Genomic DNA, 16,853 nt, shown 5'->3' on the forward strand with positions numbered 1-16,853 from the left:
GTGTGGCGGCCTAGAGCGCGGCGGCCTGCTTGGCGAGCTTCACGGCTTCTTCGTAGTTCGCCTTGGAACGGCCGTTCCATTCGCCTTCCAGCTGGGTGATCTGCTGGTTCACGGCGGCGTCCTTCTTGTTGCCGGCGAATATCGCCAGGAAGGCCGGGTCGGCGGCCTTCTTTCCGTCGATCAGCGGCGCCCAGGTCAGCTTGCGGGCCTGCGCCAGCAGTTCGGCAGCCTTGCCGCTCTTGGCCTTGTCGCCCAGCTTGGCTTCGGCGTCGTAGATGGCCTTGGTGGCGGCCTGCAGTTCCTTCAGGCGGAACGTGACCGTCTGGTCATACAGCGACTGCACCACGTAATAGCGCGACTGCGACAGGTCGGCGTTGAATTGCACCTTGCTGCGCTTGGCGATTTCAGCGGGGTCGGGGTAGCCCTGGGGGATCTTGCCGGCCAGCGCCGTGTAGGGCAGCACTGGCAGGCGCGAGATCTTGGGCTCCAGCAGCAGTTCCTGCCCGGCCTGGCTGAGGGTGAAGGCGATGAACTTCTTGCCTTCCTCAGAGTTCTTCGCGCCGGCGATCAGCGCGATGTTGGCCGGCACGATGGCGGTTTCGGAGGGGTAGACGAATTCGACCGGGAACTTGGAATACTTGCTGGACAGGCCGAAGAAGTCGATCACCGGGCCGGCGCCGAACTGGCCGTTGTTCACGCCGTCGGGTACGCCGAACGAACGCTCGGTCACGGCGCTGCTGTTGCCCGACATGCGCAGCAAGGTGCTCCAACCTTCGTCCCAGCCTTCGCCCTGGAGGATGGTTTCCACCGTCAGGTGCATGGTGCCCGAGCGCGACGGCGAGGTGATCCCGACATGGCCGAACCACTGCGGCGACAGCAGGTCCTTCCATTCCACCGGCGCAGGGATCTTGTGCGCCGCGATGTAGCGGGTGTTGTAGATGATGCCGTAGCCGGCCAGGGCCTGGCCCAAATACATGCCGCCCGGATCGTTGATGGGATAGTTGCCGATCTTGTCAGGCACCTGCTTGTTGGCGACGTCGGTGGAACTTGCCAGCAGTTTGTCGCGGCCCAGCACTTCGAAGGCGTCGGGCGCGCTGGCCCAGAACACCTCGGGGCGCTGGCCGGCGGGCGTTTCGCGCACATAGGCGATGCCCGATACCGTGTTCTTGTTCAGGACTTCCAGCGTGATGCCCGGATTGGCCTTTTCGAAGGCCGTCTTGTAGGCCTGGGTGAGATCTTTGGGGAACGACGTGATCACCGTGACGGTGCCTGCCAGGGCAGGGGCCGCGCAAACGGCCAGCACCGCACCTGCAAGGGCTGTGCGCATTGCATGCATGGTTTGTCTCCGTAGTTTTAGATTTGTCCGGAGACAGTACTGGCCGGCCTGGGCAGCGTCCAATCACAAATTTTGATGCGCGCCATCAATGCGGGCGCCCCGGCCGGGCGGGGCGCCGAGCCTTGCCCGCTAGGCCGTGGCGGATATGCCGCCTTGCATGGCCCGGGCCTGCTTGTCCATCACTGCGGTGATCTGCTGCTGGATCTGCATCGCCTGGGCGTTGAGCGCCATCAGTTGCTGGGCCTTCATTTCGGCCGGCATGCTGCTGGCCTTGACCTTGGCGATCTGGTCCATCACGCGCTTGAGCTGCTTCTGCAGTTCCTTGATCTGGCGTGTGTAGGCGTCGTCGTTGCTGGAGTCTTCGGTTTCCTTGGCTTCCTGCACGTTGCCCATTTTCAGGCCGCCTGGGTTGTTGACGCGGATCTTGCCGTCCGCGGACACCGTGCTCGCTTCCGCGTCCGAGGCGCTCTTGGCTTCCTTGTTGGCCTGGATCTTCTGGGCCCAGAGGTCGGCCAGGCTGTTGATTCGGGAACTGCCGCTGATGGGATCGATCGCCATGATTGCTCCTGCCGCCTATGAGGATTTCGGGGTTTTCACTAGTACGGCATTCTGACGGTGAACTTAAGCATTGCCCCCTGTTTGCGGCCCCCTTTACACTGGCGCCCGCTCACACCCAACACCTACTTTGGGATATCCATGTCCAATTCCTACTTTCCGCGCTGGCGCCTGGCGGACGACGCCGAGCCCGGCGTCATCATCGCGCCCGACGAAAGGCTGTCCTGGCCCAAGAACGTGGCCATGGGCGCCCAGCACGTGGTTGCCATGTTCGGCTCCACCGTGCTGGCGCCGCTGCTCATGGGCTTTGACCCGAACGTTGCCATCCTGATGTCAGGCATCGGCACGCTGATCTTCTTCCTGTTCGTGGGCGGACGCGTTCCCAGCTACCTGGGTTCCAGCTTCGCCTTCATCGGCGGCGTGATCGCGGTGACCGGCTATGCCGGCGGCGGGGCGAACGCCAATATCGGCGTCGCGCTGGGCGCCATCATCGCCTGCGGCCTGGCCTACACGCTGATCGGCCTGATCGTCTGGTTCGTCAACGCGCGCGCCGGCGGCGGCGCGAACTGGATCGACACCCTGATGCCGCCCGTCGTCACGGGCGCGGTGGTTGCGGTCATTGGCCTGAACCTGGCCCCGATCGCCGCCAAGGGCGCGATGGGCGCATCCGGTTTCGACAGCGTGATGTCCATGGTCACCATCCTCTGCGTGGGCGGCATCGCCGTGTTCACCAGGGGCATGGTGCAGCGCCTGCTGATCCTGGTCGGCATGATCCTGGCCTGCGTGGTGTACGGCATCCTGGCCAACGGCATGGGGCTGGGCAAGCCCATCGACTTTTCGGGCGTGGCCGCCGCGGCCTGGTTCGGCTTGCCGCATTTCGCCGCGCCGGTGTTCAAGGCCGAGGCCATGGGCCTGATCGTGCCTGTCGCCATCATCCTGGTGGCCGAGAACCTGGGCCACGTGAAGGCCGTCAGCGCCATGACCGGACAGGACCTGGACCGCTATCTGGGCCGCGCCTTCGTCGGCGACGGGGTCGCCACCATGGTGTCCGGCGCCGTGGGCGGCACGGGCGTCACCACCTACGCCGAGAACATCGGGGTGATGGCGGTCACGCGCATCTATTCCACCCTGGTGTTCGTGGTCGCCGCCCTGATCGCCATCGTGCTGGGCTTCTCGCCCAAGTTCGGCGCGCTGATCCAGATGATCCCGGGGCCCGTGCTGGGCGGCATGTCGGTGGTGGTGTTCGGCCTGATCGCCATTGCCGGCGCCCGTATCTGGGTGGTCAACCAAGTGGACTTCAGCGACAACCGCAACCTCATCGTGGCTGCGGTCACGCTGGTGCTGGGCGCGGGCGACTTCACGGTCAAGTTGGGTAACTTCACGCTGGGTGGCATCGGCACCGCCACCTTCGGCGCCATCATCCTGTATGCCTTGCTGCGCCGCAGGAAGTAAGCGGCGCGACCACGCGCGGACCCGGCGTCGCGCGCGTGGCCGGCCAGCGCGCCTAGGTGCCCGACAGCCTCGTGGCAGAGGCCGTGGCGGTCACGGCCACCGGCACCGCCTCGATCACCTGTCCGGATTGCGTCTTGAATACCGCGGTGGCTTCCGCCAGGCGCCGCGCCTGTTCCTCCATCGCGGCTGCCGCCGCTGACGCTTCCTCGACCAGCGCGGCGTTCTGCTGGGTCACCTCGTCCATTTGCGAAATTGCCAGGCTGACCTGGTCTATGCCGCCGGCTTGCTGCGTCGAAGCGGCCGAGATCTCGGCCATGATCGCCGCCACCCGCTGCACGGAATCCACAATTTCCTGCATGGTCTGCCCGGCTGCGGCGACCTGGGCCGAACCGGCGGCGACCGTGTCCACCGAAGCTTCGATCAGCGTCTTGATCTCCTTGGCGGCCTGCGCCGCGCGCTGGGCCAGGGTGCGGACTTCGCCCGCGACCACGGCAAAGCCCTTGCCCTGCTCGCCGGCGCGCGCGGCTTCCACCGCCGCATTCAGCGCCAGGATGTTGGTCTGGAAGGCGATGCCATCGATCACGGACACGATGTCCGCGATCCGCCGCGAACTGTCCGAGATGCCGTGCATGGTGGCCACCACCTGCTCCACGTTCTGGCCGCCGCGCTGCGCCACGTCCATGCTGACCGCGGCCAACTGATTGGCCTGGGCGGCGTTTTCCGCATTCTGCTTGACGGTCACCGCCAGCTCTTCCATGGTGGATGCGGTTTCTTCGAGCGCCGCGGCCTGTTCTTCGGTACGCACTGACAGGTTGGAGTTGCCGGCAGCGATTTCCGCCGCGCCCACATTGATCTCATCCACGCCCTGGCGCACGGACGTCACCGTGCGGGTGAGGCCCTCCTGCATGCGTTTGAGCGAAGCGAACAGGACGCCGATCTCATTGTTGGAGCGGGTTTCCACGCGGTTCGTCAGGTCGCCGGCCGCGATGCGGTCAAAATGCCTGCCAGCCTCCTGCAGCGGACGCAGCACGGCGCGCCGGATGAAGGTCCAGCACAATGCCGTCAGCAGCAGGGCGGCGGATATCAGCGCGACCGCCGAGATCCGGGCGGTGGAGTAGGTTTGCTCCGAGCTTGCCAGCACGCCGTCGCTGCGCTCCTGGACCCGGGCCAGGAAGGCTTGCATGTCTTTCATGAAGTAGGCGTCTGCCTGGGGCAGCCGCCCCTCGTCCTGGCGGTACTTGGCAGGCGAGCGTGCCTTGAGGTCGGATTCCAGTGTGTCCAGGATGGCGGCGTACTCGGTGAAGCGTCCCTGCAGCGTCTGGGCCAGCTCCTGACCGCGAGGACTCTTGGGGACGGCCATGTAGCGGGCGAAGCGCTCGCGCGCCTGCTTCAGATGGCTGGCGGCTTCGTCCCCGGCCAGCCCGGCCTGGTCCATGCCGCCGGCCTGCATGGCAGCCATGCCCGCGCCGAGCGCCAGTCGCGCGCGCAGCAGGGCGGCGTTGGCTTCGTAGAGCGGGTCGACCTGATGGACCGCGACATTGTTCAGGTCCTTGATCTCGGTCACGCTTTTTTCGGCGTTCATCCAGCTCAAGCCGCAAGCCAGCGCCAGGGCGACGACGAAGCAGCCCAGCACCAACAGCATTCCAGTACGGACTTTCAATTTTTCCAGCATGAGAGCTCCTCGTTCTTGAACGCGATCCGCCGTGCGAAGGAACGGCCCAGGCCGCCTGCCGAGCGGCGGAATGGCGAACGTCGCGCCGGGTGGCTGCGATGCGTCCGCCTCCACTGCAACTACCCGCAAAAACAAGACTCCTGCGCCTGGCACGTGCTTGCGATCAGCAGCCCGGCCCATCGGCAGTGATTTCAATGTATTAAATTGTCATGAATGACACAATTTGTTGTTTTATACTGATTCAGTCCGTTTTTGCTGGCGTTTTTGAGAGGTAAGCCTCGGCTGTTGCAAAAAACTATCCAAGAGTAGTTTTTACGCCACACCTGCGCTGCGGAGCGCGATTGCGGCCTGCCCCATCCGGCTTTCGGGCGGATCAGGAAAAACTGAAAAAAATGACGGGTTTTAGCGGGTTACAGCGGCGAAATGCGGCGAAAACAGCGGTTTCTCCGGCGGCTTGCAATTCCCGTGGACTTTGACCACAATATGACCTTGATTGCCCCGGTTCCGACCCGAGCCGGGGTTTTGTTTTGGTCGTCCGCGCCGCTCGCCAGTTTTTGCTTTTACCCGGCTGCCTGCGCGCGCCAGGATTCCGACCTTCACCGAGAACGCTCCGTCCGGGGCGTTTTCTACTTTTGTTTGGGAAACGACATGTCTGCCATTCCTTTGACCGTGCGCGGGGCCGAGCGCTTGCAAGAAGAGCTCCAGCGGCTGAAAACCGTGGAACGTCCTGCCGTTATCAACGCGATCGCTGAAGCGCGTGCGCAGGGTGATCTGTCGGAAAATGCCGAGTACGACGCTGCTCGCGAGCGCCAAGGCTTTATCGAGGGCCGGATTGCCGAGCTTGAAGGCACGCTTTCCAACGCCCACCTGATCGATCCTACCGCCCTGGATGCCGAAGGCCGCGCCGTATTTGGCGCCACCGTCGACATCGAGGACCTGGACTCGGGCGATCGTGTGACGTACCAAATCGTCGGCGACGTTGAAGCCGACATCAAGTCGAACCTGATTTCCGTGTCCAGCCCGGTGGCGCGCGCGTTGATCGGCAAAAGCGAAGGCGATGTGGTCGAGGTCAAGGCCCCGGCTGGCGTTCGCGAGTATGAAGTCCTGGGCGTGCGCTACATCTGACGCCAACGTAGTAAGCTGGAAGTTGTCAAAACACCATAGTCCGAACCGTGCGTTCGACTGAATTCCGCGGTTTAATGCGGATCGCTATGGTGGACCGGGCGCGTAAAGCGCCCGTTTTTGTGCCTGCACTTACCTTTTCGTCGACTTGCGGCTGGTGCCGCTGCGTGCTCCGGCCCGCAGGCTGAGCGCGCTGCCGGCGCGGCGGGGAATGCCGTGACCGCTGGCGGTGGTCTTCCTGGTGCCAGGGCGCATGGGCTTGCCGTTCTTGTTGAGCTGGTCCTGGGGCACGAAGCGCGTCTTCGGCTTGGGCTCTTCGGATTCGCTGCGGCGCGGACGCTTGGCCAGGGTCTTGCCTTCGGCGGCCAGCTTCTTGGGCGTGTGCGGCTCAGAGGCGCGGCGCTTGGCAGGGCGCTCGGGTTCCATGGCGGCCAGCGCGACGGGCTTGATGTTGCCGGCCAGCGGGCGGAACAGGATCAGCGTCTTGCCCAGGTGGTGCACCGGGGCGCAGGAAAGCGTGTCGCAGATGGTCGACAGCATTGCGTCGCGGGCCTCGCGGTCGTCGCCGCCGGCGCGCACCTTGATGAGGCCATGCGAAGTCAGCGCCAGGTCGATTTCCTTGAGCACGGCTTCGGTCAGGCCATTGTCGCCAATCAGGACGACGGGGCGCAAAGGGTGAGCGGCGGACCGAAGGTCGCTGCGCTCACGAGAGGTAAGTTCTAATATAGGCATGCGTGGAATTGTACGGTAATGGCCAAGAATAAATTCTCTAAAGACTGGATTCACCAGCACATCAACGATCCCTATGTGAAGCTGGCGCAACAGAAGGGCTACAGGGCCCGCGCCGCCTTCAAGCTGATCGAGATCCTGGATACCGAGAAGCTGATGCGCCGGGGCGACCTCGTGGTCGACCTGGGTTCGGCGCCCGGCAGCTGGTCCCAAGTGGCGCGCGAGCGCCTGGCGGGGCCGGGCGGGGTCGTGGACGGACGCATCATCGCGCTCGATATCCTGCCCATGGAACCCGTGGCGGGCGTTGAATTCATCCAGGGCGACTTCCGCGAAGATGAAGTTTTGAAACAATTGGAAGACATGGTCGGATCGCGCGCGGTGGACCTTGTTATTTCCGACATGGCCCCCAACTTGTCAGGGGTGGGTATTGCCGACTCCGCGCGCATCCAGCATGTGTGCGAGTTGGCGATGGAATTCTCCTGCGCCCACCTCAAGCCCAACGGGGCGCTGATCGTCAAGGCTTTCCACGGCAGCGGCTTTTCGCAGATCGTGGAATCCTTCAAGCAGCGCTTCAAGCGGGTGGTCGAACGCAAGCCGAAGGCATCGCGGGACAAATCCTCCGAAACCTTTCTGGTTGCGCGCGATCTGAAGTAGCCCGGGTCCGGGGCGCGCCGCCTCGGATTCGAAAAACCTACAGCCTGCCGGGACAACGACCAGAAAATTCGCGAATAAGACAAAACTCAGAGGGGCTCAGGCATCCCGGGACGCAATCTGGTCTGACAGGGTAGAATGAGCTATTGACATACTTGTGACTGTGCCATATGCGGGTGCGCGGTCGCCGGTCGGAATCGAAAGCAGGAGATCGACCTTGAATAATTCATTTTCGAAAGTCGCTGTCTGGATGGTGATAGCCCTCGTGCTGTTCACTGTCTTCAAACAGTTCGACGGACGCGCTCAGACCCAGGACGGCGTGACCTACACGCAGTTCATGGACGACGCCAAGGCGGGACGTATCCGCAAGGTCGACGTCCAGGGCGACGTGCTGTACGTCACCCCTGACGCGGGCCGCGCCTACACGCTGACTTCGCCGGGCGACCTCTGGATGGTCTCCGATCTGCTGAAGTATGGCGTCCAGGTGTCGGGCAAGCCGCGCGAAGAGCAGTCGTTGCTGATGAGCATCTTCGTGTCGTGGTTCCCCATGCTGTTGCTGATCGGCGTCTGGGTGTTCTTCATGCGCCAGATGCAGGGCGGCGGCAGGGGCGGAGCGTTCAGCTTCGGCAAATCGCGCGCCCGCATGCTTGACGAGAACACCAACCAGATCACCTTCGCCGACGTTGCCGGCTGCGACGAAGCCAAGGAAGACGTCCAGGAACTGGTCGATTTCCTGCGCGACCCCAGCAAGTTCCAGAAGCTGGGCGGCCGCATTCCGCGCGGCGTGCTGATGGTCGGCTCGCCGGGTACCGGCAAGACGCTGCTGGCCAAGGCCATCGCGGGCGAAGCCAAGGTGCCGTTCTTCAGCATCTCGGGTTCCGACTTCGTTGAAATGTTCGTCGGCGTGGGCGCGGCCCGCGTGCGCGACATGTTCGAAAACGCCAAGAAGCACGCTCCCTGCATCATCTTCATCGACGAAATCGATGCGGTCGGCCGCCAGCGTGGCGCCGGCCTGGGCGGCGGCAACGACGAACGCGAACAGACGCTGAACCAGATGCTGGTGGAAATGGACGGCTTCGAGTCCGGCCAGGGCGTCATCGTCATCGCCGCGACCAACCGTCCCGACGTGCTGGATCCCGCGCTGCTGCGCCCGGGCCGCTTCGACCGCCAGGTCGTGGTGCCGCTGCCCGATATCCGCGGCCGCGAGCAGATCCTGAAGGTCCATATGCGCAAGGTTCCGCTGTCGCCCAACGTCGATGCGACCGTGCTGGCGCGCGGCACCCCGGGCTTCTCGGGCGCCGATCTGGCCAACCTGGTCAACGAAGCCGCGCTGTTCGCCGCCCGCCGCAATGGCCGCACGGTCGACATGTCCGACTTCGAAAAGGCCAAGGACAAGATCATCATGGGAGCGGAACGCCGCTCCATCGTGATGCCCGAAGAGGAACGCAAGAACACCGCGTACCATGAGTCCGGCCACGCGATCGTCGCCCGCCTGCTGCCCAAGACCGATCCGGTCCACAAGGTCACCATCATCCCGCGCGGCCGTGCGCTGGGCGTGACCATGCAGCTGCCTGAGACCGACCGCTACAGCATGGACAAGGGTCGTCTGCTGTCCACCATTGCCGTGCTGTTCGGCGGCCGCATCGCCGAAGAAATCTTCATGGACCAGATGACGACGGGAGCCTCGAACGACTTCGAACGCGCCACCGCCATCGCCCGCGACATCGTCACGCGCTACGGCATGACCGACGAGCTGGGCCCGATGGTCTATGCCGAGAACGAAGGCGAAGTGTTCCTGGGCCGCAGCGTCACCAAGACCACGCACATGTCGGAAGCCACCATGCAGAAGGTGGACACCGAGATCCGCCGCATCATCGACGAGCAGTACAGCGTTGCGCGCAAGATCCTGGAAGACAACCGCGACAAGGTCGAAGTCATGACCTCCGCGCTGCTCGAATGGGAAACCATCGACGCCGACCAGATCAACGACATCATCGAGGGCCGTCCTCCGCGTCCCCCGAAGACGCCTCAGGGCCCGTCGGATACGTCCGATACGCCGCCCACGGGCCTGGCGGCAGGTGGCAATACGGCTGCCGCTGTCTGAGGCTGCTCATCCTGAGTTATGGCAAATAACTTCCTTTGCGGGCGCTTCGAGTTTGATCTCGAGCGCCCGCTTGTCATGGGTATCGTCAACGTCACGCCGGACTCCTTTTCCGACGGCGGCCAGCATGACGATACGGATTCCGCAGTGGCGCATGCGCGCCAATTGATCGCCGAAGGCGCCCAGATCCTGGACCTGGGCGGCGAATCCACGCGCCCCGGGGCCGATCCGGTGTCCGTGGCCGACGAACTGGCTCGGCTGCTGCCGGTGGTGGAGGCGCTGCGCGATTGCGGCGTGCCCCTGTCCATCGACACCTTCAAGCCGGAAGTCATGCGCGCCGTGCTGGATGCCGGCGCGGACATGATCAACGACATCTATGGCTTCAGGCAGCCCGGCGCCGTCGAGGCGGTGGCGCATTCGCGCTGCGGGCTTTGCGTGATGCACATGAAGGGCGAACCTCGCACCATGCAGGCCGCCCCGCCCGAGTACACCGACTTGATCGGTGAAATCGGACTCTTCCTGGGGGCTCGCGCGCACAAGCTGCGCGCGGCCTGGATCGATCCTCGCCGCATCGTGCTGGACCCGGGCTTCGGCTTCGGCAAGACGGGCGACCAGAATTTCCAACTGTTGCGCCGGCTGTCCAGCCTGCGCAGCGCCGGTTATCCATTGCTGATCGGCCTCTCGCGCAAAACCATGATCGGCCAGGCTACCGGCCGGCCCGTGGGCGACAGGTTGCCCGGCAGCATCGCCGCGGCGCTTGCCTGCGTGGCGCGTGGCGCTTCCATCGTGCGGGTGCACGATGTGGCGGCCACGGTCGACGCGCTCAAGGTATGGCACGCGGCAGAACAAGGAGCACTCAGTTCATGATTCGACGCAAATATTTCGGTACCGACGGTGTCCGCGGCGAAGTCGGCGGTCCGGTGATCAACGCCGAATTCGCGCTGCGTCTGGGTTACGCGGCCGGCCGCGTCCTGGCGCGTGAGCACGCCGTGCGCGGCGGCAGCCGTCCGCAGGTCGTGATCGGCAAGGACACGCGGATCTCCGGCTACATGCTGGAATCCGCGTTGGAAGCCGGCCTGTCGGCGGCAGGCATCGACGTGCTGCTGGCCGGTCCGATTCCGACCCCCGCGGTGGCCTACCTGACCCGGGCGCTGCGACTGGTGGCGGGGATTGTCATCAGCGCTTCGCACAATCCGTACCAGGACAACGGCATCAAGTTCTTCTCGGCGCAGGGCATGAAGCTGCCCGACGAGATCGAGGCCGACATCGAAACCGCCCTGGACGAGCCGCTGGGCTGCGTCGCCTCGGAAGCGCTGGGACGCGCGCGCCGCATGGGCGACGCGCAGGGCCGCTACATCGAGTTCTGCAAGAGCACCTTCCCCAACGATCTGGACCTGAACGGCATGACGATCGTGGTGGACGCCGCCCATGGCGCCGCCTACAACATCGCGCCGCACGTGTTCCGCGAACTGGGCGCCGAAGTGCACGCCATCGGCGTCAATCCGGATGGCTTCAACATCAATAAGGGCGTGGGCGCGCTGCATCCCGAGCTGCTGGCCAAGGAAGTGCACGCTCGCGGCGCCCAGTTGGGCATCGCGCTGGACGGCGACGCCGACCGCCTGCAGATGGTCGATGGCGAAGGCCGCATCTACAACGGCGACGAACTCATGTACGCCATCGTCCGCGAACGCATGCAGCGCGGCAAGGTGGACGGCGTGGTCGGCACGCTGATGACCAACTTCGGCTTCGAACGCGAAATGCAGCGGCTGGGCGTGGGCTTCGAGCGCGCCAATGTCGGCGACCGCTACGTGCTGGAGCAGATGCAGGCGCGCGGCTGGCTGTATGGCGGCGAAAGCTCCGGCCATCTGCTGTGCCTGGACTGCCATTCGACGGGCGACGGCATCGTCGCCGCGCTGCAGGTCCTGACTGCGCTGCGCCGCAACTCGGTCGGGCTGGCGGAGTGGGTGAGCGATCTGCGCATGTATCCGCAGAAGATGATCAATGTGCCGCTGACCCCGGGCCAGGACTGGAAGACGCATGCCGGCTTGAGCGCGGCGCGCAAGGCCGTCGAAGCCGAGCTGGACGGTCGCGGCCGCATCCTGATCCGCGCTTCGGGCACCGAGCCGAAGCTGCGCCTCATGGTCGAGGCCGAGGATGAAGCCCTGGCCGTCTCCTGCGCCGAGAAGCTTGCGGCCAGCCTGGGATAAACGCTGCCTTACGATTTCGAGCAAGGCCACCCGGCGCGTGACGGGTGGCCTTTGTTTGTTCAAGGGTTGTATAGATTTGTAAAGTTTTGTCGATTTGGGCGGAGGATTGATTTATTCGCTCCAGACTAAACTTCATAGTCACGTAACATATTGGTCAAGTCTTTGACATACAGGGCGTCCACACTGGCTGGACTCTCTAGGAGCTTCGCGCAATGCTGGAATTAGCACGCATCAATCCGAGCCGTAATGCCGCGGAACCTTGGACCGGCGCCGCCGCCAAGGTGCTGGTGGTGGGCTTGGCGCGCACCGCTGAAGAAATCGAGCAGATTCAACGCCTGCGCTACGACGTCTTCACCGAGGACATGGGCGCGGTGTTCCCCGACGCCCAGGACGGCATCGAGCATGATCGCTTCGATCCGTTCTGCGAACATCTGATGGTCCGCGAGCTGGATACGGGCCGCGTGGTCGGCACCTACCGGATCCTGACGCCGGAAAAGGCGCGAGAGGCTGGCGGGTATTACTCGCAGTCCGAGTTCGACCTGTCCGGGCTGGGCTCCATCCAGGACGAGCTGGTCGAAGTCGGCCGCTCTTGCACCCACCCCGACTACCGCAGCGGCGGCGTGATCATGCTGTTGTGGTCTGGCCTGGCCGAATACCTGCGCCGGGGCGGCTACCAGTACGTACTGGGCTGCGCCAGCGTCAGCCTGCGCGACGACGGCGTCACCGCCGCTGAAGTGTGGCGCACCATTTCCAAGCAGCTGCCGCAGGGCGATGAGCCGCGCGTGACGCCGCTGCACCGCTATCCGGTGGAAAAGCTCAACAGCACCTTGCCGGCGCGCGTGCCGCCGCTGATCAAGGGTTACCTGAAGCTGGGTGCCAAGGTCTGTGGCGAGCCCGCCTGGGACCCCGATTTCAACGCCGCGGATTTCCCGGTCCTGCTGAAGATGGACCGCATGGACGAGCGCTACCGCCGCCATTTCGGGCTGGATCAGCCCGCAACCGCCGCTGTCCAGCGCTGAGACCCCCATGCGCCGCCTGTTCCGCCGCATGAAGATCAGGTTGATACGGCGGGCCACCAGGCCCTTGCGCATGGAGCTCAAGCGGCTGGATCGCGAAACCGATCTGTCGCCGTTCTAGCGCACCGGCCCCGCAGCGCGGGGCCGGAACAGGGCGGCGCGAGCGCGCCGCCCGGCTGGTTCCTCAGAACTCCAGCAGTTCGAACGAAAAGCCCACCTTGTTCCACTCGGCTTCTTCCGCGCGCAGCGTGAAGTCGCTCAGTGGGTGCTGCGCCAGCCATTCGCGGTTGACCCGCACCACGATCGAGTTGTCGCGCACCGACGCGGTCAGCGGCAGCGGTTCGATTTCATTGCGGCGGCGGAACAGCAGCACCGCCAGGCGCAGGCTGAGGATGGCCTTCCATTGCGGGCGCGAGCGCACCAGCGGTTCCAGCTTGGTCAGCTTGCCCTGATGGCCGAGCGCAAGCAGCGCCAGCAACTGCTGGTCGGCGCGCGAGAACCCGGGCATGTCGGCGTTTTCCAGCACGTAGGCGGTGTGCTTGTGATACGCGTTGTGGGCGATGGACAGACCCACTTCGTGCAGATCGGCCGCCCAGCCCAGCGCGGGGCGCAGCTCCGCGCGTTCCGGACCGTCCGGGAACATGGCGTCGAACAGCGTCAGCGCAGCGTGGTGCACGCGACGCGCCTGGTTGACGTCGACGTGGTAGCGCTTCATGAACTGGCGCACCGATTCATCGCGCTTGTCATGCTCGTCATCGCGGCCTAGCAGGTCGTACAGCACGCCCAGGCGCAGCGCGCCGTCGCCGGTGTGCATGACATCGATGCCCAGCTCGTCGAACAGGGCGCTCATGATGGCCAGGCCGCCGGGCAGCACGTCCGAGCGTTCGATCTTGATGCCGGGCAGTTCGGACGGGATGACGCGGCCCGAGCGGATGATGCGGTCCTTCAGCTTGTTCAGGCCGGCGCGCGTGATGCCTCGGTCCGAGAAGCGGCATTCGGTCAGGATGGCGAACAGCGCCTTGGCCGTGCCGGAGGAGCCGTAGGCTTCCTTCCAGCCCATCTTGCGGTACTGCTTGGCGATGACTTCGATCTCGCGGCGCGCGGCCAGTTCGGCCTGCTTCATCTGATGCGCGTCCACCACGCCGTCCGAGAAGAACTGGCGGCTGTAGCTGACGCAGCCCATGTAGAGCGAGGACATCAGGCCGGGCTCGTGCCCTTTGCCGATGATGACTTCGGTCGAGCCGCCGCCGATGTCGATGACCAGGCGCTTGTTGGGCGAGGGGGGCAGGGTGTGGACCACGCCGGAGAAGATCAGGCGGGCCTCTTCGCGGCCGGCGATGACTTCGATGGGAAAGCCCAGCGCGGCTTCGGCGCGCGGCAGGAAATCCCGGGTGTTTCGGGCGACGCGGAACGTATTGGTGGCGACGGCGCGGACCCGGTTGGGATGGAAGCTGCGCAGGCGGTCGCCGAAGCGCTCCAGCACGGCGATGGCCCTGTCGATGGCCTCGTCGCCCAGCCTCTTTTCGGAGTCCAGGCCGGCCGCAAGCCGGACGGTTTCCTTGAGGCGGTCGATCTGATAGATCTGGGGCGTACCGTCCTGTTGAACGATGCGTCCGATGGAGAGGCGGAAGCTGTTGGACCCGAGGTCCACCGCGGCCAGAAGTTGATCCATGCGGCTCGTAAATATTGTCTGAGAGGTGGCCCGATTATAGAGATCCCATGTGACAGCGCCCCCGCCCACGTTTTTTTTCTTATGGAACAGGGATTTGCGGCATCTGATCCGCCTGCTATGCGTCCCGGTTTTGGCGTACGCTACGTATTTGCTGCTGTGTCATGGAACCGTCACTTTTTTGCAGTAAAACTCCACGCTCTCCCTACGTATGGAATCCGGTATGCCCTCACGCCCTCCTGCCGAGCCCTTGCTTCTGAACCGCGAGTTGTCGCTGCTGAAATTCAACGAACGCGTGCTGGCGATGGCGGAGAATCCCAAGACTCCCTTGCTGGAACGCCTGCGCTACGTCTGCATCGTCAGTTCCAACCTGGATGAGTTCTTCGAGATCCGGATTTCCAGCCTGAAGGAGCAGCAGCGCCAGTCGCCGAATCTGGTGGGGCCCGACGGCATGACGCCCGACCAGGCGTTCGACAATGTGCAGCAGGCGGTGCACGAACTGGTCAACCGCCAGTACAACCTGCTCAACGACGAGATCCTGCCGGCCATGCACGCCGAGGGTATTTCGTTGCACCACGCGTCCGAATGGAATCCGCAGCAGCAGGAATGGGCGCGCGATGTCTTCAATCGCGACGTGATGCCGCTGCTGACCCCGATCGGACTGGATCCGGCGCATCCGTTTCCGCGGGTCTACAACAAGAGCCTGAACTTCATCGTGTCGCTGTCGGGCGCCGACGCCTTTGGCCGGCAGGCCTCGATCGCCGTGGTGCAGGCGCCGCGCGCCTTGCCGCGCCTGATCAAGATGCCGCAGGAGCTGTCGGGCCAGCCCGAGGGCTACATCCTGCTGACCTCGCTGCTGCGCGCCTTTGTCGGCGAGCTCTTCCCGGGCCTGGAAATGCTGGGCTGCTATCAGTGGCGGGTCACGCGCAACAGCGACCTGTTCGTGGACGAGGAAGAAGTCACCAACCTGCGCCACGCCTTGCAGGGCGAGTTGTCGCAGCGCAACTTCGGCGCCGCCGTGCGCCTGGAGATCGACAAGCTGACGCCGGTCGAACTGGAACACTTCCTGCAGCGCGAGTTCTCGCTCAAGGCCGAGGACACGTACCGCGTGCCGGGGCCGGTGAACCTGTCGCGCCTGATGCAGCTGTGCAACTCGGATTCGCGCCCGGATCTGTTGTTCCCGGATTACCGCGCGCCCGTGCCGGCGCCGTTCGACCGCGTGGGCGACAAGCCGGCCGAACTGTTCGAGGCCGTGGCCGAGCAGGACCGCCTGCTGCACCATCCCTACCAGTCGTTCCAACCCGTCATCGACTTCCTGACCGCCGCCGCGCTGGATCCGGACGTCATGGCGATCAAGCAGACCATCTACCGCACCGGCGAGGACTCCGAGCTGATGAAGATCCTGCTGGCCGCCGCGCGCGCCGGCAAGGAAGTGACGGTGGTGGTGGAGCTGATGGCCCGCTTCGACGAGCAGACCAACATCAACTGGGCTTCCAAGCTGGAAGAGGTGGGGGCGCACGTCGTGTACGGCGTGGTGGCGCACAAGACGCACGCCAAGATGGCCGTGGTGTTGCGTCGCGAAAAAGGGCGGCTGCGCCGCTATGCTCACCTGGGCACCGGCAACTATCACCCGCGCACGGCGCGCCTGTACACCGACTTCGGCCTGCTGACCGCCGATCCTAAGCTGTGCGAGGACATGGACAAGGTGTTCGCGCAGTTGACCGGGCTGGGCGCGCGCCGTTCGCTCAAGGCGCTGATGCAGTCGCCCTTCACCATGCACGACGGCATGGTGGCGCTGATCCGCGCCGAGGCCCGCGCGGCCAAGGCCGGCAAGCGTTCGCGCATCATGGCCAAGATGAACTCGCTCTTGGAAGAACAGATCATCGAAGAGCTTTACAAGGCCGGTCAGGCCGGCGTGAAGATCGACCTGATCGTGCGCGGCGTATGCGCATTGCGCGCTGGCGTGCCAGGGTTGTCGGAGAACATCCGGGTGCGTTCCATCGTCGGCCGCTTCCTGGAGCATTCGCGGGTCTTCTACTTCTACGCCGAGGGCGAAGAAACCGTGTACCTGTCGTCGGCCGACTGGATGGACCGCAACTTCTTCCGCCGGGTAGAGATCGCTTTCCCGATCTACGACAAGACCCTGAAGAAGCGCGTCATCGACGAAGCCTTCACCTACGCCCTGCGCGACAACCAGCTGGCCTGGCAGCAACTGCCCGACGGCGACTACACCCGCGTCAAGAGCCGTCGCGAGCCCTTCAACGTGCACCAGTACCTGATGCAGAAGCTGGGCGTGTAACGCCAGCCGCCCCGACCGGGGCGGTTTTCGAAGCAAGGCCTCCC

General features: G+C 64.5%; 13 protein-coding genes. 8 read left to right on the forward strand and 5 right to left on the reverse strand.

Annotated features, from left to right (window positions below):
- Positions 1 to 10: 10 nt before the first annotated feature.
- Positions 11 to 1,336, reverse strand: a complete 1,326-nt coding sequence (locus AC1RHV_RS28320) for an ABC transporter substrate-binding protein (protein ID WP_054451370.1) — start codon at positions 1,334 to 1,336, stop codon at positions 11 to 13.
- Positions 1,337 to 1,465: 129 nt separating this feature from the next.
- Positions 1,466 to 1,894 carry a hypothetical protein gene (locus AC1RHV_RS28325; protein ID WP_054451369.1) on the reverse strand — a complete coding sequence of 143 codons (429 nt, stop codon included), beginning with the start codon at positions 1,892 to 1,894 and terminating at the stop codon, positions 1,466 to 1,468.
- A 138-nt stretch (positions 1,895 to 2,032) separates the two neighbouring features.
- Between AC1RHV_RS28325 and AC1RHV_RS28330 the strand changes: the two genes are divergently transcribed.
- Entirely contained in the window at positions 2,033 to 3,343 is a 1,311-nt protein-coding gene (locus tag AC1RHV_RS28330; RefSeq protein WP_054451368.1) for a solute carrier family 23 protein, read from the forward strand.
- 52 nt (positions 3,344 to 3,395) lie between these two features.
- On the opposite strand, the gene AC1RHV_RS28335 is transcribed toward AC1RHV_RS28330, so the two are convergent.
- Positions 3,396 to 5,015, reverse strand: coding sequence for a methyl-accepting chemotaxis protein (locus AC1RHV_RS28335; protein ID WP_054451367.1), 1,620 nt, complete (start codon positions 5,013 to 5,015; stop codon positions 3,396 to 3,398).
- 648 nt (positions 5,016 to 5,663) lie between these two features.
- Between AC1RHV_RS28335 and greA the strand changes: the two genes are divergently transcribed.
- Entirely contained in the window at positions 5,664 to 6,140 is a 477-nt protein-coding gene (greA, locus tag AC1RHV_RS28340) for a transcription elongation factor GreA (RefSeq protein WP_054451366.1), read from the forward strand.
- 129 nt (positions 6,141 to 6,269) lie between these two features.
- On the opposite strand, the gene AC1RHV_RS28345 is transcribed toward greA, so the two are convergent.
- Positions 6,270 to 6,869: a YhbY family RNA-binding protein gene (locus AC1RHV_RS28345; RefSeq protein ID WP_492302388.1), complete on the reverse strand. Its 600-nt coding sequence runs from the start codon at positions 6,867 to 6,869 to the stop codon at positions 6,270 to 6,272.
- A gap of 18 nt (positions 6,870 to 6,887) precedes the next feature.
- On the opposite strand from AC1RHV_RS28345, the gene AC1RHV_RS28350 reads away from it, so the two are divergent.
- From AC1RHV_RS28350 to AC1RHV_RS28370, 5 genes are all read left to right on the forward strand, one after another.
- Positions 6,888 to 7,520: an RlmE family RNA methyltransferase gene (locus tag AC1RHV_RS28350; protein ID WP_054451364.1), complete on the forward strand. Its 633-nt coding sequence runs from the start codon at positions 6,888 to 6,890 to the stop codon at positions 7,518 to 7,520.
- Between the two features lie 214 nt (positions 7,521 to 7,734).
- On the forward strand, positions 7,735 to 9,621 hold the full coding sequence (gene ftsH, locus AC1RHV_RS28355) for an ATP-dependent zinc metalloprotease FtsH (protein WP_054451363.1): 1,887 nt from the start codon (positions 7,735 to 7,737) through the stop codon (positions 9,619 to 9,621).
- Positions 9,622 to 9,639: 18 nt separating this feature from the next.
- Positions 9,640 to 10,485: a dihydropteroate synthase gene (folP, locus tag AC1RHV_RS28360; RefSeq protein ID WP_054451362.1), complete on the forward strand. Its 846-nt coding sequence runs from the start codon at positions 9,640 to 9,642 to the stop codon at positions 10,483 to 10,485.
- Entirely contained in the window at positions 10,482 to 11,825 is a 1,344-nt protein-coding gene (gene glmM, locus AC1RHV_RS28365; protein WP_119450615.1) for a phosphoglucosamine mutase, read from the forward strand. Before folP ends, glmM begins: the two co-directional genes overlap by 4 nt.
- A 212-nt stretch (positions 11,826 to 12,037) precedes the next feature.
- Positions 12,038 to 12,844, forward strand: coding sequence for a GNAT family N-acetyltransferase (locus AC1RHV_RS28370; RefSeq protein WP_054451360.1), 807 nt, complete (start codon positions 12,038 to 12,040; stop codon positions 12,842 to 12,844).
- Positions 12,845 to 13,025: 181 nt separating this feature from the next.
- Here AC1RHV_RS28370 and ppx read toward each other — a convergent pair whose 3' ends face one another.
- The gene (ppx, locus tag AC1RHV_RS28375; RefSeq protein WP_054451359.1) at positions 13,026 to 14,513 is read right to left on the reverse strand and encodes an exopolyphosphatase; all 1,488 of its coding nucleotides are present in this window, start codon (positions 14,511 to 14,513) and stop codon (positions 13,026 to 13,028) included.
- Between the two features lie 220 nt (positions 14,514 to 14,733).
- Between ppx and ppk1 the strand changes: the two genes are divergently transcribed.
- Entirely contained in the window at positions 14,734 to 16,809 is a 2,076-nt protein-coding gene (gene ppk1, locus AC1RHV_RS28380; protein WP_054451358.1) for a polyphosphate kinase 1, read from the forward strand.
- Positions 16,810 to 16,853: the final 44 nt, after the last annotated feature.

Source organism: Achromobacter sp. GW823-FHT04E03 (assembly GCF_058796095.1).